Origin of the sequence: Rhodococcus sp. 14C212 (genome assembly GCF_011058195.1) — a bacterium.
Taxonomy (GTDB): Bacteria; Actinomycetota; Actinomycetes; order Mycobacteriales; family Mycobacteriaceae; genus Rhodococcus; species Rhodococcus aetherivorans.
Genome location: NZ_JAALEH010000008.1, coordinates 15,119 through 36,784, shown reverse-complemented (window position 1 = coordinate 36,784; position 21,666 = coordinate 15,119). Strand labels below are relative to the sequence as shown.

Genomic DNA, 21,666 nt, shown 5'->3' with positions numbered 1-21,666 from the left:
GACCGTGTCGGGCGGCGCCTGCCGCGGCCGGCCGTCCGCCGCCGGCGCCTGCTGGGAACGTGCGCGGCTGTCGCGCTCCTCGTCGTCCTGGCCTCCGCCCGCTACATCGACTTCGCCCCTGCGGCACTGCTCGACGGGCTCGACGACGTCGCCGGCCTGCTCGGCCGCATGCTGCCACCGGCCCTCGACGATCCGGGCCGGATCTGGAAACTCGCCCTCGACACGCTGCTGATGGCGGTGCTCGGGACGGTGCTCGCGGCCTTCGCGTCGGTGCCGCTGGCCTTCCTGGCCGCCCGCAACACCACCCCGCACCCCGCCGTGTACACGGTGGCGCGTGCGGTGATCACCTTCTGCCGGGCGGTGCCGGACCTGCTGTTCGCGGTGCTGTTCGTCCGCGCCCTCGGCATCGGTGTCCTGCCCGGCGTGCTCGCGCTCGCGCTGCATTCCATCGGCATGCTCGGCAAGCTGTTCGCCGACGCCGTCGAGCAGACCGATCCCGGACCACGGGAGGCGGTACGCAGCACGGGTGCCGGTTATATCCGCGAGATGCTCAATGCCGTCGTGCCCCAAGTGGTTCCGTCCTGGATGGGTACCTTCGTCTACCGCATCGACATCAACCTGCGCACCTCCGTCGTGCTCGGATTCGTCGGTGCCGGGGGCATCGGGTTCGCGCTCCAGGACGCCCTGCGCGGACTGGTGTATCCGCGGGCGTTGGGCATCGTGTGCGTGATCCTCGCGATCATCGCCGCGATGGAGGTGCTCGCGGTCGTCGTCCGGCGGGTTCTGCTGGCACCCTCCGTTCCGGATCCGCGCCGCGAAAGGGCCGCGCGACTCATCTTTTCCGGCACGGTCGCCGCCGCCACGATCGGTGCACTGATCAGCCTGCGCATCGACCCGCGTGCGCTGGTCACGTGGATCGGCCCGTCGCTCGAGGTGTTCACCCGGCTGCTCCCGCCGGACTTCACGGCCGTCGGTGGCAGGTTGCTCGACGCCGTCCTGCAGACCCTCGCGATCGGCGCGGTCGCGACGGCCGCCGGCATCGTGCTCTCGCTGCCGTTCGGAATCCTCGCCGCCCGCAACGTGTCCCCGAACCAGGCTGTGTACTGGTCGGCCCGCTCGGTGATCCTGTTCGTCCGCGCGGTGCCCGAGCTGATCCTCGCGGTGATCTTCGTCGCCGCGATCGGCCTCGGACCCGTCGCGGGGGCGTGCGCACTCGCTCTCGGATCCGTGGGATTCCTCGGCAAACTCGTGGCGGACGCCGTCGAGGAGATAGATCCCGGGCCGGTCGAGGCGGTGCGGGCCGTCGGCGGGGGCTGGTGGAAGACGTTGTTCGCGGCGGTGATTCCGCAGGCGGTGCCGTCCGTGATCGGCTCGAGCCTCTACCTGCTCGACGTCAACATTCGCACCTCGACGGTGCTCGGCATCGTCGGCGCCGGCGGCGTCGGCTTCCTGCTGTTCGAGGCGATCCGAACCCTGAACTTCGAGTTCGCCGGAGCGATCGTGATCATCGTGTTCGCCGTCGTCTACCTGATCGAAAGGATGTCGGGATGGATCCGGTCGCTGGTGGTCTGACGCGCGCAGCCGTGTGGACGGGCGACGGCGTCGACGTGCGCGACGTCCCCGTCCCGCGCCTCGGTGCCGGGGAACTGCTGGTGCGTGTCCGGCTCGCGACCGTGTGCGGCAGCGATCTGCACACCGTCGCCGGACGGCGGCCCGGGCCGCGGCCGTCGGTGCTGGGGCACGAAGCTGTCGGTGACGTCGTCGCGGCCGGTCCCGGTGCCGGGACCGTCGTCGGCACGCGCGTCGTGTGGACCGTCACGGCATCGTGCGGCGCATGCGACAGGTGCGTGTCCGGACGGACCGCCAAGTGCCGGGCCCTGCGCAAGGTGGGACACGAACCGTTCGACGGCGAGTGGGCGTTGTCGGGTGGCTACGCCCACCACATCGTGCTGCCGGCCGGGGTGGGCGTGGTCCGGGTGCCGGACTCGGTGGCGGACGTCGTCGCGGCCCCGGCGGCATGTGCGACGGCGACGGCGGTCGCCGCGGTCGAGGCGGCCGGTGACGTCGCCGGCCGGCGGGTGCTGGTGTGCGGCGCCGGCATGCTCGGGGTCACCGCGATCGCGCTGTGCGCGGAGGCCGGTGCCGATGTGCGCGTCGCCGACCCGGATGCGGAACGGATCGCGGTGGCCGAGCGGTTCGGGGCCCTCGGCGACGAGGGCGGCCCCGTCGACGTTGCGCTCGACTTCTCCGGATCCGTCGCGGCGGTGGGGGAGTGCCTGCACCGGCTCGACGTCGGGGGCCGCCTCGTCCTGGCCGGGTCCGTGACGCCGGGTCCTTCGGTGCCCGTCGATCCCGAAGCGGTCGTGCGGGGGTGGCTCACCGTCACCGGAGTCCACAATTACGAGCCCGTCCACCTCCGTCGTGCCGTGGCGTTCCTGACCCGCACGGCCGGTACCTACCCGTGGGACGAACTCGTCGCCGAACCGGTCCGGCTGGACGATCTCGCGGACGCTCTGCGCCGGCCCGCCGCTCCCGCCCTGCGCGCGTCCGTCGCCCCGTAAGCGTGCACTTCTCGTGACGACACGCCGTGAGTCAGCACGAATTGTGCGCACTCGGCGGTCGGACGGGAGCGCCTGCCGCTCGAAGCCGCATCCGCGCGCGTTCCACGACCGATGCGGGGCGCAGGCGCAGTTGTTCGGAGTTGACGCGGACCACGGACCAGCCCAGCGCCGCGAATGCCTCGTATCGTTCGATGTCCTTGGTGCGCTGCCGCTCGTCCGTCCAGTGATGGATGCCGTCGTACTCGACGACGGTGCGCCATTGCTTCCAGCCCAGGTCGGCCCACCCCAGGATGTGTCCGTCCACGCCGACGACCGGGACCTGGGTGCTGGGGCGGGGTAGGCCGCCACGCACGAGAAGCAACCGTACCCGCGTCTCCGGGAGCGACTCGGCGCCGGGGTCGACCAGTGGGAGCGCCTGCCTCAGCCGCCGCACGCCGCGGGCGCCGCTGTGTCGATCGGCCAGTTCGGCGACACGCGCAGGATCCAGGCGGGTGGCCCGGCACAGCGCGTCGAGCTGCTCGACCGCGGTATCCAGGACGAGACGACGGCCGAGATCGAACGCGGTTCGGGCCGGAGCCGTCACTCGCATGTCTGCCAGCGTGCACACTTCGTCGTCGAGGATCGTCTCGGCGCGCACGACGACGCCGGCGGTACCCCGGCGGCTACCGCGTCGGATCAGTTCGGCGGGCGCGGTCGCGTCGATCCATCGGCTGCCGAACAGAGCAGCGGCCGAGAAGCCGGCCAGCACGCCGTCGCCCCCCGCCCAGAGCCATGCGGCCCGTGCGCGGCCGTACGGTGTGACGGCCGCGTCCCGGTGGATGTACACGTCCCGGTGTACGCGCCGGAAGCGCCGAAGTTGGTGCGGTGTGAGAAGGCCCGCCCGTAGGGCCTGCGTCCCCAGGAACGGTTCGTCGATTTCCCCCATGTTCGCCGAGGATGCCCGGCGGCTGTGCGGCAGGGAACCGCGGTCGCGACGGCCTGTGGACAACTCGCGCGAGTGTGCACATCGTGGGACGACACACCGTGAGTCAGCGCGAATTGTGCACACTCGACGATCCACAGATACGACGAGGGTCGCGCGGGCACGTGCCCGCGCGACCCTCGTCGCGAATGGAGCTCTACTTGCTGGTGGTGGTGAAGGGCAGCAGCGCCATCTCGCGGGCGTTCTTCACCGCGATGGCGACCTGCCGCTGCTGCTGCGGGGTCAGGCCGGTGACGCGACGGCTGCGGATCTTGCCGCGATCGGAGATGAACGTGCGGAGCAGGTTCACGTCCTTGTAGTCGACGTACTCGATCTTGGCCGCGAACAGCGGGTTCTTCTTGGGCTTGCGGCCTTCCACGGCACGCGACTTCTTCGACGGGCCCCTCTTGACTGCCATGACTCGCTCCTCACCAGCTCGACTTGTGGACGCCGGGCAGCTCGCCGCGGTGCGCGAGTTCCCGCACGCGCACGCGTGAGAGCCCGAACTTCCGCAGGTGGCCGCGCGGACGTCCATCCGCAGCGTCTCGATTGCGCAATCGTACCGGACTGGCGTCGCGCGGTAGACGCTGCAGGGCGGTCCGGGCGGCGAGGCGTTCCGCGTCGGTGCTCGACGGGCGCCGCAGGATCTCCTTCAGTTCCGCGCGACGTTCGGCGAAGCGGGCGACGACGAGCTTGCGCTGCTCGTTGCGGGCGATCTTCGATTTCTTGGCCATGGCCTACTTTTCCTCGCGGAAGTCGATGTGGCGGCGCAGCACGGGATCGTATTTGCGCAGGACGAGCCGGTCGGGATCGTTACGCCGGTTCTTGCGGGTGACATAGGTGTACCCGGTGCCGCCGGTGGAGCGGAGCTTGACGATGGGGCGGATCTCGTTGCGGGCCACTAGAGCTTTTCTCCTCGGGCGCGGAGGCGGGCGACGACGGCCTCGATGCCGTCACGGTCGATGGTCTTGATGCCCTTGGCGGAGAGCGTCAGGGTGACGCGGCGCCCCTCGGAGGGCAGGTAGTAGGTCCTGCGCTGGATGTTCGGATTCCAGCGTCGGTTGCTGCGGACGTGGGAATGGGAGACGGATTTCCCGAAGCCGGGCTTGCGTCCGGTCACCTGGCAGTGCGCCGACACGGCGGGCTCCCTTCTGTCGGCGCCCCGAGGGCGTAACGACAATCGTTTTCGACAAATGGCCCGAGCGACTGTACGCTCCCGTCGAGCTAATGACAATCGTTACCGAAAGGGGTTCCGGTGGACACCAGAACGCCGCTGATCGTCGTCGCGGGCCGGCGCGGACCCACCGAACGCACCGCGCGGGCCCTGCTGCGCCCGGGGACCGTCGTCGTGCACCACGACCTCGACCACGTCGGTGAGGGGGTCGTGCGCCGCACCCTCACCACCACGCACGACCACCGCGTCGACGTGCTCGAACTGGCCCACGGCTGCGTCTCCTGCACCCTCCGCGAGGATCTGCTCCCGCTGCTGCGGCGCCTGCACGCCCGCAGCAACGTCGACCGCATCGTCCTGCTCCTCGACCCTCGGCTCGAACCCGAGGCGCTGTGCTGGGCCGTCGAACACGTCGTCGTCGCCGGCGTGGTCGGGCAGCTCGACGGACCCGCCGCCCACGACGTGCGGATCGAGGCCACCGTCACCTGCATCGACGCCGCCACCTGGCTCACCGATGCCACCGGGGACGAGGAACTCGACGACGACCGCACCGTCGCCCAGGTCGTCGTCGGCCAGGTCGAGTTCGCCGACGCCCTCGTCGTCCGGCCAGGAGCCGAGGGCTGGCAGCAGGCGAAGCTGCACGCGGTGCTTTCGCGGCTCGCCCCCGACGCACCCGTCGCGTGGGGTGAGGACGTCTACGTCGAACACCTGCTCCGGCAGATCCCACCCGGTGCGCGGCGTGGGACGGTGTCCGACGCGCACTCGCCGCTGCTGCGCGGTCAACCACCGCTCGGTGAGGACTGCGGCGTGCGGCTGCTCGAATTCGGTGCCCGCCGGCCCTTCCACCCGCAGCGCCTGCACGAGGCGATCGACGTCCTCCTCGACGGCGTGGTCCGCGCCCGCGGCCGGGCCTGGGTCGCGACGCAACCGGACAATGCGCTGCTGGTCGAGTCCGCCGGTGAGGGCCTGCGCGTCGCCCACGCCGGGCCGTGGCTCGCCGCGATGACTCCGGAGCAACAGCAACGCGTCTCCGGCGAACGGCGGGCCATGACGGCGCTGCGCTGGGACGACACGCACGGAGACCGCGACACCTCGATGGTGATCCTCACCCACGACGCGGACCCCGACGAGATCCACCGCGCCCTGGAGTGGGCACTGCTCACCGACGAGGAGTTCGCCGACCCGGCGGCGTGGCCGACGTGGGACGACCCGTTCGGCCACTACCACGAAGACCCGTGCGACGACCTGCCGGCGCCCACCGCCGGCACCGCACCGACAGAAGGAGAAGGACGAGCATGAAGCCCGGCATCCACCCCGACTACCACCCCGTGGTGTTCCAGGACGCCAACACCGGATCGGCGTTCCTCACCCGCTCCACCGTCACCGCCGACCGCACGGTCGAATGGTCCGACGGCCACACCTACCCGCTGATCGTCGTGGACGTCACCAGCGAATCCCACCCCTTCTGGACGGGAACTGCCCGCGTCCTCGACGCCGCCGGCCGGGTCGAGAAGTTCGAACGCAAGTACGGCAAGCGCCGCCGTCCCTGACCCCCCACCCGGACACCCGAGGAGAACCACCATGGCAGTACCCAAGCGCCGGATGTCCCGGTCCAACACCCGCAGCCGCCGCTCGCAGTGGAACGCGCAGGCCCCGGCCCTGGTGCCGGTCACCGTCGCCGGCGTCGCCCACCACGTCCCGCGCCGGCTCGTGAAGGCCGTGCGGCTCGGAATGATCGACCCGAACGAGGTGTGACGACTGGTGAGGGGACCCGCGGCGCCGTGCGGGTTCCCCTCGCAGGGAACGCCGCCGCCCTCTCAGACACCTCTCAGCGGTCGGGTCCACACTGGAGGCCATGCGCATTCTGGTGGTCGACGACGACCGGGCGGTGCGGGAGTCCCTGCGCCGATCACTGAGCTTCAACGGGTACACCGTCGAACTCGCCACGGACGGGCAGGACGCCCTCGAACAGGTCGCGGCAGAGCGGCCCGACGCGATGGTCCTCGACGTGATGATGCCGCGGGTCGACGGCCTCGAGGTGTGCCGCCGACTGCGCAGCACCGGCGATGACCTCCCCATCCTCGTGCTGACCGCCCGTGACTCCGTCTCCGAGCGGGTCGCCGGCCTGGACGCCGGTGCCGACGACTACCTCCCGAAGCCGTTCGCGCTCGAGGAGCTGCTCGCCCGGCTGCGCGCGCTGCTCCGCCGCGCCTCGCCCGACCCGGCCACCGAGTCGGAGGAGACGCTGCGCTTCGCGGACCTGACGCTGAACCCCTCCACCCGCGAGGTCACCCGCGGCACCCGGTCGATCAGCCTCACCCGCACCGAGTTCGCCCTCATGGAAATGCTCATGGCGAACCCCCGCCGGGTCCTGAGCCGCAGCCGGATCCTCGAGGAGGTGTGGGGCTACGACTTTCCCACCTCCGGGAACGCCCTCGAGGTGTACGTCGGCTACCTGCGCCGCAAGACCGAGGCCGACGGGGAGCCGCGCCTGATCCACACGGTGCGCGGCGTCGGCTACGTCCTGCGGGAAACCCCGCCGTGACCCGGCTCGAAGGCGCCGACCCGGATTCGAATCGCCCCATGCGGCCTCCGCTGCTGCTGACCCGGTCGGTGCCGCTGCGCCGGCGTGTCACGCTGCTGGCGGCCGGCGCGGTGGCGATCGCCGTCGCGGTGACCTCCATCGCGGCGTACGCGGTGGTGGCCCGCGCCCTCTACGCCGATGTCGACAAGCAGTTGCGGGCGCGGGCTGCCGCGCTCGTCGAGAGCAGCACCCTGATCACCTACGACCCCCGCTACATCGGTGGTGCCCAGCTCTACAGCTCCGACATCAGCGTGGCCCTCATCTATTCCGACCTGGGACAGTACGTGCCGCCCGGGTCGTCCGTCCCGATCGGCAGCGCCGAACTCGCGGTGGCCAGGGGCGAACGGGAGTCGTCGCTGCGCACCGTCGGCCATCAGCGGGTGCTCGCGCAGCGCATCCCCGACGGCAGCACCATCGTCATCGCCCAGCGGCTGCAACCGACGGCGGACATTCTCAAACGGCTCGCGAGCGTGCTGTTCGTCGTCGGCGGGTGCGGAGTGGTGCTCGCCGCCGCTGCCGGCGCGACGGTGGGACGCACCGGTCTGCGCCCCGTCGCGCGCCTCACCGCGGCGGCCGAGCGGGTCGCCCGTACCGACGACCTGCGGCCGATCCGCGTGACCGGGCACGACGAGCTGGCCCGGCTCACCGAGAGCTTCAACACGATGCTGCGCGCCCTCGCCGAGTCGCGGGAGCGGCAGAGCCGGCTCGTCGCCGACGCCGGCCACGAGCTGCGCACCCCGCTGACGTCGCTGCGTACGAACATGGAGCTGCTCATCGCGGCGAGCCGGCCCGACGCGCCGAACCTGCCCGAGGACGACATGGCGGAGCTGCGCGCCGACGTGGTGGCGCAGATCGAGGAGCTGTCCACCCTGGTGGGCGACCTCGTCGACCTCGCCCGCGAGGACGCCCCCGAGACGGTGTTCGAGCCCGTCGACATCTCGGAGGTCGTCGAGCGCAGCCTCGAACGGGCCCGGCGCCGCCGCTCCGACCTCGACTTCACGGCGCACACGGAACCGTGGTTCGTCTACGGCGACCACGCCGCACTCTCCCGGGCGGTCCTCAACGTCCTCGACAACGCTGCCAAGTGGAGTCCCGCCGACGCCGAGGTGCTGGTGTCGATGCGCCAGCTCGGCACCGGACTGATGGAACTGACCGTCGACGACGCCGGGCCCGGCATCCCCGAGGAGGACCGCGAGCTGGTGTTCGAGCGGTTCTACCGCTCCACCGCGTCGAGGTCGATGCCCGGATCCGGCCTCGGCCTCGCGATCGTGCGGCAGGTGGTGATGAAGCACGGCGGCACCATCGCAGTCGACATCTCGTCACGTGGGGGGGCCCTGATCCGGATCGTGCTGCCCGGCACCCCGGAGCTCGAACACCCGGCGGATTGACAGGAAAATCGCCGTCGGATCTAAGCGGACTCTCAGCCGCCGCGGGCATGCTGGAAGCCGAACGACGAGCCGCCGACCCGGCGGCCGTGTACACGAAAGCGATGAGATGAGCGAGGACCCCACACCGGGTGGCGGCCGCCCCGAGCCGCACCAGCCGACACCGCAGCAGCCGACACCGCACCAGCCGAATCCCTACCAGGCTCCCTCCGGCCCCTATGCCGGGTACGGGCACACCGCGCCGTTCGGCGCCCCGCCCCAGCCCGCGCCAGGGCCCCAGGGCTCACCCCGGTCGGCGCGGGGACTGCTGGCGCTCGGAGCCGTCGCGCTGGCACTGGTCAGCGGTGGGATCGGCGGCGCCGTCGGCGCGTGGACCACGCAGCAGTCGACCGGCGGCACGGCCGTCACCAACGCCCTCGACGCGCCGAGGCCGTCCACGACGACCGTCGCTGCCGCGCCCGCCGGTTCGGTGCAGGCCGTCGCGCAGAAGGTGGTACCGAGCGTCGTGCGCATCGAGGTGGTCGGCCGCACCGCACAGGGCGAGGGCTCGGGCGTGATCCTGTCCTCCGACGGCCTGATCCTCACCAACAACCACGTCGTCGCCGGGGGCGGCGCCGGCGCGCAGCTCACGGTGTACTTCTCCGACGGCAGCTCGGTCCCCGCGAGCGTCGTGGGCGCCGACCCGATCTCCGACATCGCCGTGCTCCGGGCGGAGGGCCGCACCGACCTCACCCCGATCGAGTTCGGCGACTCGAACGCCGTGCAGGTGGGCCAGCAGGTGGTCGCGGTCGGCTCGCCGCTCGGTCTCGAGAGCACGGTGACCACCGGTATCGTCTCGGCCCTGGACCGGCCCGTGTCGACCAGCGGGGAGGCCGGCAACCAGAACACCGTCATCGATGCACTGCAGACCGACGCCGCGATCAACCCCGGCAACTCCGGCGGCGCGCTGGTGAACATGGACGGCCGGCTGATCGGCGTCAACACGGCGATCGCCACGGCCGGCGGAGAGTCCGGATCCATCGGCCTCGGCTTCGCCATCCCGGTCGATCAGGCTCGCCGCATCGCCGACGAGCTCGTCGACACCGGCAAGGCGACCCACGCCGTCATCGGCGTGCAGGTGCCGTCGCAGAGCGACGTGCGCGGCGCTCGGGTCATGGAGGTCACCGGCGGCGGGCCCGCGGAACGGGCCGGTATTCCGAGCGGCGTGGTCATCACCAAGGTCGACGACCGGCTCGTCACCGACGGGGACTCCCTGATCGCGGCGGTCCGCTCGTACGCGCCCGGCGACACCGTGCGCGTCACCTACACCGACGCGCAGGGTGGCGACGAGAAGACCGTCGAGGTGCAGCTCGCGGCGGCCGAGGCGGGTGGCCGATGAGACGAGACGCCGCCAGTTTCATTCTCGGACATACAGCTCGTTCGACGGACAGGGCAACTACGGTGGGCATCATGGAATTCGAAACCCCCAGGACCGGGCGAGCCCTCGTGGTGATCGTGGACGACCGGGTAGCGCACGGCGACAACCCGGACTCCGCCGGGCCCCTGGTCACCGAGCTCCTCGCAGAGGAGGGATTCGCCGTGGACGGTGTCGTCACGGTGTCGGCCGACGAGGTGGAGATCCGCAACGCCCTCAACACCGCCGTCATCGGCGGCGTGGACCTGGTCATCTCCGTCGGCGGCACCGGGGTGTCGCCGCGCGACGTGACGCCCGACGCCACCTCCGATGTGCTCGACCGCGAACTCCCGGGGATCGGCGAGGCCCTGCGCTCGTCCGGCTTCTCCGCCGGCGCGATGGACGCCGGGCTGTCCCGCGGTCTGGTCGGCCTGTCCGGGTCCACGATGGTCGCCAACCTCGCCTCGTCCCGTGCGGCGATCCGCGACGGCATGGCCACGCTCCTGCCGCTTGCCTCGCACGTGATCGAGGAACTGTCGCGAGTGGAGGGATAGCCATCACCGGCACGGACGAGAGCGCGTCCGGCGCGTCGTCGGACGACGCACCGCGACGCGACGACGCGAGCCGGGCCCGGATCGACCGGGCCCGGCTCCGCCGCATCTTCGGCGATGTACTCCCCGAGACGACTCGCGACGAGCGCTCGCCGGGAGACGATGCATCCGACTCGGAAGAATGGCTGCGCCGGCAGGTCCCGCCGCACCATGGCCTCATGTGATCTACCCCACTTGTAGAAGTCGGCCGATGCCGAATCGTTAATTTCAGTGGTGGGATTCCGCAACCTTCTCGTAACCTCGAGGAGCGGCGTTTCCCCTTGCCCGCTCGTGGCGAAGTCGATGACGCCGCTCACTTCGCGACGTACCGCCTGTATCGCGTCACACCCAGATTGAGCGTGTCACCAGTGGGTATGCACAGATGCCGATAAGCCCACCCTAAGATTTGACATCCCGCGGCCCTTGCACGCTGCGGTCGCGAGCGTCATCGGTTGTTTCACTGCGCCGAAACATTTCCGGTGAGGTGCGCGCTTCCCTGCCGGACGTAGCCGTTGCTGGCCTTCGAGGTCACGGTCTAGTCTCTGTCCTGGTTCGCTCAGGTCAAGATCGGTAGCTCCTGCGACGATCTTCATCACGAATCGGAAACGCAACCGTGCGGATGACGCACACGTCGACACCGGTGGGCCCGCTCGCCGGTGTCTCAGGTGTGGCATGCCTCGCGGGCGACAGGGCAGTTGTCGGACGCGTGTGCGTGACCCGGCACGCAGAGAATGGATGAGGCATTCATGAAGATGCAGACGCGACGCGGTGTGAAGGCCGCCCGCAACGTCACGGTGGCCGCCGCCGCCGTGTTCGGCCTGGTTCTGGGATCGACCGGGACCGCCGGCGCTGTGGTCGACGACCAGAACCGGATCGTGTCGGACGGCCACGAGGTCATCGTGACCCAGGAGGACACCTTCATCCAGGGTGTTCCCCCGATCGGCGGCAGCCCGCTCAGCCGCGAGTGGTTCCACAACGGCCGTGGCATCGCCAACATCGTCGGCCCCGACGCCGCGGACTTCGAGGGCTCGACCTTCCAGTTCGGCTACCAGTTCGCGTGGTCCGCCGCGGTGGACGGCTCGATCGGCGTCAGCTGGGCCAGCCCGGAAGCCGAACTCGAGGCCACTCGTTCGGTTTCGTACGACCCGTTGTACGAAACGGACGAAGACGGCGAGCCGATCACGGATGAAGAGGGCAACCTCATCCCCCAGACCGACGAGAACGGAAACCCGCTCTATGTCGCTGTCCCAGGCGCTGAAGATGTCCTGACCGTCGGCAGCCTCCTGCCGCAGTTCACCGCCGGTATCGAGCTGACTCCGGCTCCGGGCATCGAGGAGCTCGTCGTCGCCGAGGGCGAGTTCGACGGCGACTTCAAGGAAGTCCAGATCGCGAACGTCCACGGCGCCGCCACCGGCGTCATCGGCGGTGTCTCGGTCCGCCCGTTCGTCCGCGTGATCACCGCGAACGGCGACAACGTCACCACCTACGGCAAGGTCTGGACGATCTAGTCCTGCTCCGCCCCACCCCGCAGTAATCCCCACCAAGAAATACGGAGAAATCATGGGAAACAAGTCGCGTGGCTTCAAGGCCGCACGTAACGCCGCGGTGTCCGGTGCCGCTGTCCTGGGCCTGGTCCTCGGTGCGACCGGCTCCGCGCAGGCTGCGGTCGACGATCAGAACCGGATCGTCTCGACGGACGGCTACGAGGTCGTCGTGACCCAGGAGGACACCTTCATCCAGGGTGTGCCGGCCCTGGGTGGCAGCCCGTTCAACCGCGAGTTCTTCCACAACGGCCGCGGCACCGCGAACCTCGTCGGCGAGGACGCGGCCGACGCCGAGGGCACCACGTTCCAGTTCGGCTACCAGTTCGCGTGGGCCGGCAGCATCGACGGCGCCATCGGCGTCACCTACTCCACCCCGCAGCTCGAGCTGGAGCTCTCGGCTGCGGACGGTCCGACCGCCACCGTCACCGACATCCTCCCGCAGGCCTACGCCGAGCTCGAGCTGACCCCGGCTCCGGGCATCGAGGAGCTCGTCGTGGCCGAGGGTGAGTTCGACGGTGACTTCAAGTCCGTGCAGTTCTCGAACGTTCACGGCACCGCCTCCGGCGTCATCGGCGCCGTTCAGGTCCGTCCGTTCGTTCGCGCCATCACTGCGAACGGCGACAACGTGACCACCTACGGCAAGCCCTGGACCGTCTGACACGACGTCCTGCCGACAGGCTGAACACGGGTTGGGCCCGCTCGGAATTCCGAGCGGGCCCAACCTTTTTCGTCGCTCGGCACGATTGCGCCTACCGCTCCCTCTCCTCGAGGCTCGGCTTGGCGTGCGCGCCGCTCTGGCCGGCCTGCACCTCGAGGATGTCCCGGATCTGGATGAGCAGATCCTCGGCGCTCGCCTTGGTGTCGTCCTTCTCGGTGGCGAACCGCTTCTTGGCCGCGTTCGCCGGGGAGATCAGCACGAAGTAGACGACGGCGGCGATGATGACGAAATTGATGAAGGCCGATACCACCGCGCCGATGTTGACGAACGTGGCGGGATTACCCGAGAGGATCTGGAAGCCCCAGCCCAGTTCGTTGTCGCCGCCGAGCGCGGCGATCAGGGGCTCGATGACGTAATTGGTGAACGCGGTGACGATGGCCGTGAACGCGGTACCCACGACAACCGCGACAGCGAGGTCGAGCACGTTTCCGCGGAGCAGGAAGTCCCTGAACCCTTTCAGCACGGCGCTTCTCCTAAGGGTGTGGTAGCCGTCACGCTCGCAGTCGCACCATAGACCAGCCGGTACGTCCTTGCGGCGGGATTGCGCCTCTCGGCCCGGATCAGTGCAGTGTCACCGTCAATGCGCTCACAAGCGACGCAGCAGCCACAGCCGTCGCCGGCTCGGGCGGCAGGGCGAGCAGGACCACCTTCTCACCGCGGTCGTTCGTCTCGTTCGTTCCCTGGGCCAGCACGACGGTCGCCCCCGTCGCCAGCACCCGCGCCTCCGGTGCCGCATCCGACGAGGCGCCGGCCTCGGCGACGGTGAGGACGTCGACGAGGTCGCCTTCGCGCAGCAGATCCCCGACGCCGGGATCGGCCAGGCGGACCGGGACCACCCGGGCCGCCGCGTCGCCGGTGGCGGCCGCCGCCAGCCGCGGCCCGAGCATCCGCACCCCGACGAGGGCTTCGCCGACGGGCACCGGTCCGGCCAGGGTGTGGCCGATCGCCTCGGTGGGATCGGTGAGGGCCCCGGACGGGAGCAGGGACGAGTCGCGCTCGACGACGGTGACGTCGTCGACGGTGAGGGTCTGCCCGGGCCGCAGGTCGCGGGCGGCGACGACCGTGCGGGTCCGCTCGCCCGACGGGTCGCCGGTGACGGCGGAGACCGCCGCGACCCCGACGAGACCGGCCGCGATCGCGCGGCGGACGGCGACGGTGCGCGCCCAGCCCGGCCGCGTCAGCGCCGTCAGGCGGTCGGACAGGGTGGGATCGAGCGGATTGCGCAGGGGCGGGAACGAGAACGGGCCGGCGGGCATGGCCCGAACCCTACGAGTTCGGCCGTGCCCGCCGGCCCGGTGACGTGCCGGTCACGGGCGGACTGTGGATGAACCGTCCGCCTGTGGATGAAACCGTGTCAGCTCGCGGCTGCGGCCGGTGCCGACGAGGTGCTCGACGACGAGGAGTCCGACGACGAGGTGCTCGACGCACTGCCGGACGACGAGTCGGACTTGGCCGGCTCGCTGGCGGTGCTGCCTCCGCCACGGGAGTCGGTGCGGTAGAAGCCGCTGCCCTTGAAGACGATGCCGACCGAATTGAACAGCTTGCGCAGCTTGCCCGAGCACTCGTTGCATTCCGTCAGGGCGTCGTCGGTGAACGACTGCACGATGTCGAATCGGTTGTCGCAGGACGTACAGGCATAGGAGTAAGTGGGCACCGGTGGATCCTCCGCGAATTGGTTGGCGACCGCAGCATTAGCACTCTACAGCCGACAGTGCCAACGTGGCTACCTGGGTGCTCTATTCCCGGGGTCGCGCGACCCGTTCAGCGGCACCAGGCCGCGGCCGGGGGTCAGGGCCCAGCCCATCCGGATGTCGTGGGGATCCTCCGGCAGCTCCGGCACGAGTTCGTCGTCCCGGACCACCGCGACGAGGACGGCGTCGGTAGCGGCGAGGTGCAGGGTCCGGTCGTAGAAGCCGGCTCCGCGACCGAGCCGCACGCCGCGCTCGTCCACTGCGAGCGCCGGCACCACCACGGTGTGGGCCCGTCGCACCTCCTCCGGGCCCAGCGCCGGACCGGTGGGTTCGAGCAGGCCGTATCCGGCGGGAGCGAGGGCGTCGGCGCCGCTGTACTGCGCCCAGTCCAGGGTGCTGTCCGGGCGGGTGAGCGGCAGGAGCACCCGGTTTCCGGCTTCGTACAGGGCGTCGAGCATGGACAACGCGCCGGGTTCCGAACCGACCGGGACGTAGGCGCAGACCGTCGCCCGGGCCGGGGCCAGGGACCGTGCCGCCGCGGCGAGGGCGTCGTCCTCGCCGCGGCGCTCCCCGTCGCTGCGGGCCCGTCGCGCGGCAACGATTCGGGCCCGCCATTCCGACTTGGAGAGTGCGCTCATATCCGCCACCTTAGGATCTGACGTATCTACCGGGTGGTAGCCGAAAGTTAGGGTGGGTGTTTATGACGAACAGAGCGACCGGTGAAGCCGGCCACTTCCGGACGGCAGTGGTTCCCGCAGCCGGTCTCGGTACGCGCTTTCTGCCCGCGACCAAGACCGTGCCGAAGGAACTTCTCCCGGTGGTGGACACGCCCGGAATCGAGCTCGTGGCGGGGGAGGCCGCGGACTCGGGTGCCGAGCGCCTGGTGATCGTGACGGCTCCGGGTAAGGACGGTGTCGTCGCGCATTTCGTCGAGGACCTGGTCCTCGAGTCGAAGCTGAAGGAGAGCGGCAAATACCACCTGCTCGAGAAGGTCCGCAAGGCGCCGGGCCTGCTCGAGGTGGAGTCGGTGGTGCAGGAGAAGCCGCTCGGCCTCGGGCACGCCGTCGCGTGCGCCGAGGTCGCCCTCGATCCGGACGAGGACTCCATCGCGGTGCTGCTCCCGGACGACCTCGTGCTGCCGCGCGGCGTCCTCGAGACCATGCAGCGGGTGCGCGCCAAGCGTGGCGGCACGGTGCTGTGCGCGATCGACGTGCCCAAGGATCAGGTGAGTGCCTACGGCGTCTTCGACGTCGAGGAGGTGCCCGACGCCGTCAACCCGGACGTGCTGAAGGTCGTCGGCATGGTCGAGAAGCCGGCGCCCGAGGAGGCGCCGTCCACCTTCGCCGCCGCCGGTCGCTATCTGCTCGATCGGGCGATCTTCGACGCGCTGCGCCGGATCACCCCCGGGGCGGGCGGCGAACTGCAGCTCACCGATGCGATCGCCCTGCTCATCGAGGAGGGTCACCCCGTGCACGTGGTGGTGCATCGCGGCACTCGACACGACCTCGGAAATCCCGGCGGCTATCTGCGCGCTGCGGTTGACTCTGCGTTGAACAGCGAGGAGTACGGCCCCTCCCTGCGGGAGTGGCTGGTCGAGCGCCTGAAGCACTGACGGCGCGACGGGTCGGGAGGACGAGAAGCGGTATGCGGTCGGTCGAGGATCAACAGGCCAGGGTCACGGCGGCGGCGGTGGCGCCACGGCCGGTCCGGGTCGCCATCTCCGAAGCTCAGGGGTTGCTCTGCGCGGAGGAAGTGGTCACCGAGCGGCCCCTGCCCGGCTTCGACCAGGCCGCGATCGACGGCTACGCGGTGCGCAGCGTCGACGTCCGGGGCGCGGGCACCGACCGGACCGGCGAGGACGGCGAGCCGATCGAGCTGACCCTGCCCGTGGTGGGGGAGGTCTCGGCCGGCTCGCGTCAGCCGATCCGGCTGCAGCCGCGGCAGGCCGTACGGGTGGACACCGGGGCGCCGCTGCCGACCCTCGCCGACGCCGTCCTCCCGCTCGACGCCACCGACGAGGGCCGCGCGCGCATCAAGGTCCTGCGTCCCGTCCGGACCGGCGACTACGTGCGCCGGGCCGGCGACGACGTCCAGCCCGGCGACGTCGCGGTCCGGGCCGGCACCATCATCGGGGCCGCCCAGGTCGGGCTGCTCGCGGCGGTCGGCCGCGACAAGGTGCTGGTCCATCCGCGTCCGCGGCTCTCGGTGATCTCGATCGGCGGCGAACTCGTGGACGTGGACCGTACCCCGGGCCCCGGCCAGGTGTACGACGTCAACTCGTACGCGCTCGCGGCGGCCGCCCGCGACGCCGGCGCGGACGTCAACCGCGTGGGGATCGCCAGCACCGATCCGAAGCGCCTGCGAGAGGTGGTCGAGGGCCAGCTGATCCGCTCCGAGATCGTCGTCGTCGCGGGGGCCGTCGGGGGCGGCGCGCTCGAGGACGTGCGCGAGGCGTTGTCGGACCTCGGCAAGCTCGAAGTGGAGCGGGTGGCGATGCACCCCGGTTCGGTGCAGGGGTTCGGCCAGCTCGGCCGCGACGAGGTGCCCACCTTCCTGTTGCCGGGCAACCCGGTCAGCGCGCTGGTCGTGTTCGAGGTGATGGTGCGGCCGCTGATCCGAATCGCGCTCGGCCGCCGGCAGCCGATGCGCCGCGTCGTCAGCGCTCGCACCGTCGCGCCGATCACGTCGATCCCGGACCGCAAGGGGTTCCTGCGGGGGCAGCTGATGCGCGACGAGGCGACCGGCGAGTACATGGTCCAGGCGCTCGGGGGGGCGGCGGGCGCGTCGTCGCACCTGCTGGCGACCCTGGCCGAGGCGAACTGCCTGGTGCTGATCGACCCGGAGGTGACCGAGGTGCGCACCGGTGATCCGGTGGACGTCGCCTTCCTCGGGCAGCGCGGCTGATGACCCGTCATCCGGGATGGCCGGCGGAGCTGGGCCCGCTGCGGGTGGCGGGCGGCCTGGTCACGGTGCGGCCGATCCGGCTGCGGGATGCGGCGGCGTGGAGCCGGTTGCGGGTCCGGGACCGGGCGCATCTCGAGCCGTGGGAACCCACCGGCGACGTGCCGTGGGAGATGCGCCATCACATCACCGTGTGGCCGGGGCTGTACCGCAGCCTGCGGGCGGAGGCCCGCCGGGGCCACATGCTGCCGATGGCGATCGAGCTCGACGGCGAGTTCTGTGGGCAGATCACCGTGGGCAATGTGGTGCGCGGCGCGCTGCGGTCGGCGTGGATCGGGTACTGGGTGGCCAAGCACGTCAACGGTCTGGGTGTGGCGACGGCGGCGGTGGCGCTGGGGCTCGACCACTGCTTCGGGCCGGCCGGACTGCACCGGGTGGAGGCGACGGTGCGGCCCGAGAACGTCGCGAGCCGCGCGGTCCTGCGCAACGTGGGCTTCCGGGAGGAGGGTCTGCTGCAGCGCTACCTCGACGTGGACGGACGGTTCCGTGACCATCTGCTGGTGGCCATGACGGTCGAGGAGGTTCCCGGAAGCGTGTCCGATGTGCTGATCCGGGGCGGCCGGGCCGGCTGGGCCTGACGCCTGTAACGCAGATTACGTGCATCGGTGCGTAGTAATACCCACACGTGGGTATATGTGTGTGACTAGAGTGAAGAGAGTGTCACATGATTCGCGTGACTCGTGTGACAGCTGTAGTCATCTGAGTCGGCGTTTCTGTCCGGGTGACGGCTTCCGGGCCGCTAACCTGACGGGGTCAGTGGCGTCGACGGACTGGTAGGCGACAACTGGGAGGAGGGCCGCCGAAATGCCGAACTCGCTCCTGTGGATCGGGCTGGTTGCCGTGTGGCTGTTCGTTCTGGTGCCCATGCTGGTCACGAAGCGCCCCCGTATTCGCCAGACGACCGACGCCGCACTCGCAACCCGGGTCCTGCACCGAGGTGACGACGAGCCACTCGCCCCGCGCGGGCCGGCCGCCGGTCATCGCACCGACCCCCACTGGCGCCCGAGTCGGGATTCCGCCCGTCCCACAGCCGGCGACGACTCCGGTCGCGCCCGCACGGTGGACGACCGCAGACACCGCCACCCAGCGGAGGACCGCATGGACACACAGCTCGACACCGACCACGACACCGCCATCGACTTCGAGGACCGCCCCAACCGGGCTCCCGCCTGGGAGTTCGTGCCCCAGCGCCGCGGACGCGGCGGATTCGACCCGCAGGCCGACGCCATGGCCCGGGCCGCGCGCTACGAGTTCCGGCAGCGCACCGTGCTGGGCCTGCTGTTCGCCGCGATCATGACCGCCGCCCTCGCCCTCATCGTCTCGTCGGCCCTGTGGTGGCTGTGCACGCTGGCGACCGCCGCTCTCGCCGGCTACCTGATCTACCTCCGTCGTCAGGTGCGTGTCGAGCAGGAGATCCGCCGCCGTCGCATGGCGCGCCTGAACCGTTCGCGGCTCGGCGTGGAGTCACACAGTGACGACGAGCTGCGCCTGGTCCCGGCCCGGCTGCGACGCCCCGGCGCGGTGGTGCTCGAGGTGGACGACGAGGACCCGGTGTTCGAGCACCTGGACCACTACACGGACGACGAGCCCGCGTACGAGACGTACGAACCCCGCTACGACGCCGACGACTACCCGGTGCGCCGGGCATCCGGGGAGTAGCCACCGATCCGTTCGGACCGAGCGAATGTATCGTTCATCTCGTTAGTGATAGCGGGCGATACATTCGCTCGGGGCGGTTCGTGGTCAGCGCGCGGTGACGATGTGTGCCACGAGGGGCGCCGACACCGAACCGTCCGCGCCGGTGAACCGGGCCAGCACCGATCGGGCGTCCGCTTTGATCGCCTCGTACATCCCGGTGTCGAGTCGTTCGATCAGCGGGCTGCCCTCGACCTCGGTCGCCACCATCGCATCCACGGACGGGAACCGCGCGCTTCCGGTGTGCGTGGTGAACCGATCGACGGTGAGTCCGGCGTCGCGGAACCATCCCCGTAGTTCGTCGCGGTCGCCGCAATTCCAGTAGGTGCCCAGGAGGGACGCCGCGGGCGGGCCGGCGTGCCGGACCGCGACGTCGACGAAGTCTCGGTACGCCGGTTGCTCGTCCAACGCTGCCGGCACACACACGGCGACCACCTCGGTAGCCACGCGGCGCATCTCGCGCAGCGCCCGCGCACGCTCCGGAAAGAACATCAGCGCCATCTGGCACAGCGCCGCATCGAACGAACCGTCCGCGAACGGCAGTGCGCCGGCGTCACCCCGGTGCCATTCGAGGTCGGGACGCAGCCGCCGCGCCACCGCCAGCATGGCCTCACTGACATCGACACCGGCCACCCGTCCCGACGGGCCTACCCGGTCGGCGGCTGCGCGCGCGAGGATCCCGGTTCCGCATGCCACGTCCAGCACGCGCGTGCCCGCCGTGATCGCAGCCCGGTCCAGCAACCGTGGCGCCCACTGCGCGAAGATCGCGGGTACGAAGCGAGACTCGTACACCTCCGCGGCGGCCGGTGAAATCCCGAAGTTCTCGGTTGTGTTCGTCATACCCCGAGGGTGGCGCGGCGTCCGGGTGCGGCGCATCGGGCAGGTGACCCATCTTCCGGGTGGACGGCGGCATACGCGGCGGCCTCCGAGCGGTTCCGCACGCCGAGCTTGTGGAGGATGTGGCTCACGTGGTGCGCCACCGTCTTGCGGGAGACGAACAGCCGCCCGGCGATCTCCGGGTTCGTCAAACCCACCGCGAGCAGGTCCAGTACTTCGCGTTCGCGGGCGGTGAGCTCCCGGTCGGGGCCCGGGCCGGCACGCGCGGCGGACCGGATGCCGGGGCCGCGCACCCCGAGACGCCGCAACAGGGCCGCGGAGCGGTCCGCGGCGGCGACGGCTCCGAGTTCCCGGAAGATCGTCACCGCCGTTCGTCCGCGTGCGGCCGCGAGGACAGGATCGTCGTTCATCGCCGACTCGGCCAGTTCGAGCAGGCATCGTGCCTCCTCGAACGGCGCCGACCGGTCCGCCCAGCGAGCGGCGGCCGTCTCGAAGGCGTCGACCGCGGCCGTCACGCAGCCCCGCGCCGCGGCAGTCAGCGCCGACGCCTCCGCAGCCTCGGGACCGTCGGGGTCGAGCGCCGCCGCGGTGGTCGTCGCCGCGTCCAGGTCGCCCGTGGCCGCCTGGGCCCGGGCGCACAGCAGGGACGTGGTGCCGCGACGTTCGAGCAGCCGCCGGGCGGTTGCGGGATCGCCGTCGGCGAGGGCTACCTCGGCACGGGCGGTATCCAGCTCCGCGGTCGGGCGGCGGGATCGGTCCAGCATCGCCCGGGCCTCGCCGCGCCGCCCCTGCCGGACCCGGAGTGTGGCGAGCGCCGCGACGGCGCGTGCGTGGACGGCGGGGCAGACCTTCTCGTCGAGCGTGAGAACCGCCGTCAGGAGCCGGTCCGCCTCCGCCCAACGGCCCGCGGTGAGCAGCAATGCCCCGTAGAGGGTGCGGCACTCGACGTACAGGAAGGGACACCCCCAGCGGGAGGCGAAGTCCTCGGCGACGCGGCACCACTCTTCGGCGCGACGGGTGTCGCCGGCGAGCGCACACGCGAGGAGCATGTCGCAGCAGACGAACACGACGGTGTCGAATCGGCGGTCCGCATCGCCCAGGGCGGCCGCCGCGGCCTCGTCCAGCAGCGCGAATCCGGGTTCCAGGTCGCCCGGGCCACAGCCACGTGACCGGACTGGGCGAGTGCCACCAGTTCGAGATCCCGGTCGCCGCACCGGTGTGCGGCGTCCAGTGCGCGCGCCGCCCACGGCGCGGCCGCCGCGGCGTCCGGGAGCAGGCGGTGGGCGTGCGCCACCGATACCAGGGCGTGCAGCGCGCCCGGTGCGCCCTCGGGCAGCAGTCGCTGCGCCCGGCGGACCCAACCGTGCGCTACCGACCGATTGCCGAAATCGGACGTGTAGCTGATGCTCAGCCACGCCGCGCAGCGAACCGCGCTCTCTCGGTCGCCGCTCCGGAGAGCCGTCGTGTAGGCCCTGCGATAGGCGGCGACGCTGTCGTCGAGGCGCCCGAGCCACCACGATGCCTCCCCGATGCCGAGCCACGCCGCCGGATCGTCGGTCGCGGCCGCCACCGGCG

General features: G+C 71.0%; 27 protein-coding genes. 16 read left to right on the top strand and 11 right to left on the bottom strand.

Going from position 1 to position 21,666, the window contains the following annotated elements; translation table 11 throughout:
• Window positions 1-18 precede the first annotated feature (18 nt).
• Both phnE and G6038_RS06190 read left to right on the top strand, forming a co-directional pair.
• Complete coding sequence (gene phnE, locus G6038_RS06195; RefSeq protein WP_165036755.1) at window positions 19-1,572, top strand: phosphonate ABC transporter, permease protein PhnE; 1,554 nt, start codon at window positions 19-21, stop codon at window positions 1,570-1,572.
• Window positions 1,548-2,561, top strand: coding sequence for a zinc-binding dehydrogenase (locus G6038_RS06190; protein ID WP_165036622.1), 1,014 nt, complete (start codon window positions 1,548-1,550; stop codon window positions 2,559-2,561). The genes phnE and G6038_RS06190 overlap by 25 nt, the downstream gene beginning before the upstream one ends.
• A gap of 31 nt (window positions 2,562-2,592) precedes the next feature.
• Here the strand turns inward: G6038_RS06190 and G6038_RS06185 are convergent, their stop codons facing one another.
• From G6038_RS06185 to rpmB, 5 genes are all read right to left on the bottom strand, one after another.
• Window positions 2,593-3,486: a DUF559 domain-containing protein gene (locus G6038_RS06185; RefSeq protein ID WP_165036620.1), complete on the bottom strand. Its 894-nt coding sequence runs from the start codon at window positions 3,484-3,486 to the stop codon at window positions 2,593-2,595.
• A gap of 193 nt (window positions 3,487-3,679) precedes the next feature.
• Window positions 3,680-3,940, bottom strand: coding sequence for a 30S ribosomal protein S18 (rpsR, locus tag G6038_RS06180; RefSeq protein ID WP_100058056.1), 261 nt, complete (start codon window positions 3,938-3,940; stop codon window positions 3,680-3,682).
• A gap of 10 nt (window positions 3,941-3,950) precedes the next feature.
• Entirely contained in the window at window positions 3,951-4,256 is a 306-nt protein-coding gene (gene rpsN / locus G6038_RS06175; RefSeq protein ID WP_165036618.1) for a 30S ribosomal protein S14, read from the bottom strand.
• Window positions 4,257-4,259: 3 nt separating this feature from the next.
• Window positions 4,260-4,424, bottom strand: coding sequence for a 50S ribosomal protein L33 (gene rpmG, locus G6038_RS06170; RefSeq protein ID WP_003937781.1), 165 nt, complete (start codon window positions 4,422-4,424; stop codon window positions 4,260-4,262).
• Window positions 4,424-4,660, bottom strand: a complete 237-nt coding sequence (gene rpmB / locus G6038_RS06165; RefSeq protein WP_165036616.1) for a 50S ribosomal protein L28 — start codon at window positions 4,658-4,660, stop codon at window positions 4,424-4,426. The genes rpmG and rpmB overlap by 1 nt, the downstream gene beginning before the upstream one ends.
• Before the next feature lie 117 nt (window positions 4,661-4,777).
• On the opposite strand from rpmB, the gene G6038_RS06160 reads away from it, so the two are divergent.
• The 10 genes from G6038_RS06160 (at window position 4,778) to G6038_RS06115 (ending at window position 12,847) form a co-directional block, all read left to right on the top strand.
• Window positions 4,778-5,992 (top strand): GTP-binding protein, encoded by a 1,215-nt coding sequence (locus G6038_RS06160; protein ID WP_165036614.1) that lies wholly within the window; start codon window positions 4,778-4,780, stop codon window positions 5,990-5,992.
• Window positions 5,989-6,243: a type B 50S ribosomal protein L31 gene (locus G6038_RS06155; RefSeq protein ID WP_165036612.1), complete on the top strand. Its 255-nt coding sequence runs from the start codon at window positions 5,989-5,991 to the stop codon at window positions 6,241-6,243. Before G6038_RS06160 ends, G6038_RS06155 begins: the two co-directional genes overlap by 4 nt.
• Window positions 6,244-6,274: 31 nt before the next feature.
• On the top strand, window positions 6,275-6,448 hold the full coding sequence (rpmF, locus tag G6038_RS06150) for a 50S ribosomal protein L32 (protein WP_165036610.1): 174 nt from the start codon (window positions 6,275-6,277) through the stop codon (window positions 6,446-6,448).
• A gap of 100 nt (window positions 6,449-6,548) precedes the next feature.
• Window positions 6,549-7,238 carry a response regulator transcription factor gene (locus tag G6038_RS06145; protein WP_006944976.1) on the top strand — a complete coding sequence of 230 codons (690 nt, stop codon included), beginning with the start codon at window positions 6,549-6,551 and terminating at the stop codon, window positions 7,236-7,238.
• A 38-nt stretch (window positions 7,239-7,276) separates the two neighbouring features.
• Window positions 7,277-8,665 carry a HAMP domain-containing sensor histidine kinase gene (locus tag G6038_RS06140; RefSeq protein WP_206024350.1) on the top strand — a complete coding sequence of 463 codons (1,389 nt, stop codon included), beginning with the start codon at window positions 7,277-7,279 and terminating at the stop codon, window positions 8,663-8,665.
• A 106-nt stretch (window positions 8,666-8,771) separates the two neighbouring features.
• Entirely contained in the window at window positions 8,772-10,040 is a 1,269-nt protein-coding gene (locus G6038_RS06135; RefSeq protein ID WP_165036606.1) for a trypsin-like peptidase domain-containing protein, read from the top strand.
• A 71-nt stretch (window positions 10,041-10,111) separates the two neighbouring features.
• Window positions 10,112-10,609, top strand: coding sequence for a MogA/MoaB family molybdenum cofactor biosynthesis protein (locus G6038_RS06130; RefSeq protein ID WP_206024341.1), 498 nt, complete (start codon window positions 10,112-10,114; stop codon window positions 10,607-10,609).
• A 2-nt stretch (window positions 10,610-10,611) separates the two neighbouring features.
• The gene (locus tag G6038_RS32015; RefSeq protein ID WP_165036753.1) at window positions 10,612-10,830 is read left to right on the top strand and encodes a hypothetical protein; all 219 of its coding nucleotides are present in this window, start codon (window positions 10,612-10,614) and stop codon (window positions 10,828-10,830) included.
• A 561-nt stretch (window positions 10,831-11,391) separates the two neighbouring features.
• Complete coding sequence (locus G6038_RS06120; RefSeq protein WP_206024340.1) at window positions 11,392-12,153, top strand: MspA family porin; 762 nt, start codon at window positions 11,392-11,394, stop codon at window positions 12,151-12,153.
• Between the two features lie 52 nt (window positions 12,154-12,205).
• The gene (locus tag G6038_RS06115) at window positions 12,206-12,847 is read left to right on the top strand and encodes an MspA family porin (RefSeq protein WP_165036602.1); all 642 of its coding nucleotides are present in this window, start codon (window positions 12,206-12,208) and stop codon (window positions 12,845-12,847) included.
• A 91-nt stretch (window positions 12,848-12,938) separates the two neighbouring features.
• Here the strand turns inward: G6038_RS06115 and mscL are convergent, their stop codons facing one another.
• From mscL to G6038_RS06095, 4 genes are all read right to left on the bottom strand, one after another.
• Complete coding sequence (mscL, locus tag G6038_RS06110) at window positions 12,939-13,370, bottom strand: large conductance mechanosensitive channel protein MscL (protein WP_165036600.1); 432 nt, start codon at window positions 13,368-13,370, stop codon at window positions 12,939-12,941.
• A 97-nt stretch (window positions 13,371-13,467) separates the two neighbouring features.
• Complete coding sequence (locus G6038_RS06105) at window positions 13,468-14,163, bottom strand: RcpC/CpaB family pilus assembly protein (protein WP_165036598.1); 696 nt, start codon at window positions 14,161-14,163, stop codon at window positions 13,468-13,470.
• A gap of 98 nt (window positions 14,164-14,261) precedes the next feature.
• On the bottom strand, window positions 14,262-14,561 hold the full coding sequence (locus tag G6038_RS06100; protein WP_165036596.1) for an FmdB family zinc ribbon protein: 300 nt from the start codon (window positions 14,559-14,561) through the stop codon (window positions 14,262-14,264).
• 69 nt (window positions 14,562-14,630) lie between these two features.
• The gene (locus G6038_RS06095; protein WP_165036594.1) at window positions 14,631-15,236 is read right to left on the bottom strand and encodes a 5-formyltetrahydrofolate cyclo-ligase; all 606 of its coding nucleotides are present in this window, start codon (window positions 15,234-15,236) and stop codon (window positions 14,631-14,633) included.
• A gap of 62 nt (window positions 15,237-15,298) precedes the next feature.
• Here G6038_RS06095 and G6038_RS06090 point away from each other — a divergent pair, with 62 nt between their 5' ends.
• The 4 genes from G6038_RS06090 (at window position 15,299) to glpR (ending at window position 19,218) form a co-directional block, all read left to right on the top strand.
• A complete protein-coding gene (locus tag G6038_RS06090; RefSeq protein WP_165036592.1) occupies window positions 15,299-16,210 on the top strand; it encodes a UTP--glucose-1-phosphate uridylyltransferase in 912 nt (303 codons plus the stop codon).
• Window positions 16,211-16,242: 32 nt separating this feature from the next.
• Window positions 16,243-17,502 (top strand): gephyrin-like molybdotransferase Glp, encoded by a 1,260-nt coding sequence (glp, locus tag G6038_RS06085; protein ID WP_165036590.1) that lies wholly within the window; start codon window positions 16,243-16,245, stop codon window positions 17,500-17,502.
• Entirely contained in the window at window positions 17,502-18,137 is a 636-nt protein-coding gene (locus G6038_RS06080) for a GNAT family protein (RefSeq protein WP_165036588.1), read from the top strand. Before glp ends, G6038_RS06080 begins: the two co-directional genes overlap by 1 nt.
• Window positions 18,138-18,363: 226 nt before the next feature.
• Window positions 18,364-19,218, top strand: a complete 855-nt coding sequence (gene glpR / locus G6038_RS06075) for a gephyrin-like molybdotransferase receptor GlpR (protein ID WP_165036586.1) — start codon at window positions 18,364-18,366, stop codon at window positions 19,216-19,218.
• A gap of 84 nt (window positions 19,219-19,302) precedes the next feature.
• Here glpR and G6038_RS06070 read toward each other — a convergent pair whose 3' ends face one another.
• On the bottom strand, window positions 19,303-20,094 hold the full coding sequence (locus tag G6038_RS06070; protein WP_165036584.1) for a methyltransferase domain-containing protein: 792 nt from the start codon (window positions 20,092-20,094) through the stop codon (window positions 19,303-19,305).
• On the bottom strand, window positions 20,091-21,140 hold the full coding sequence (locus G6038_RS31810; RefSeq protein ID WP_276613816.1) for a helix-turn-helix transcriptional regulator: 1,050 nt from the start codon (window positions 21,138-21,140) through the stop codon (window positions 20,091-20,093). The genes G6038_RS06070 and G6038_RS31810 overlap by 4 nt, the downstream gene beginning before the upstream one ends.
• Window positions 21,141-21,666 lie beyond the last annotated feature (526 nt).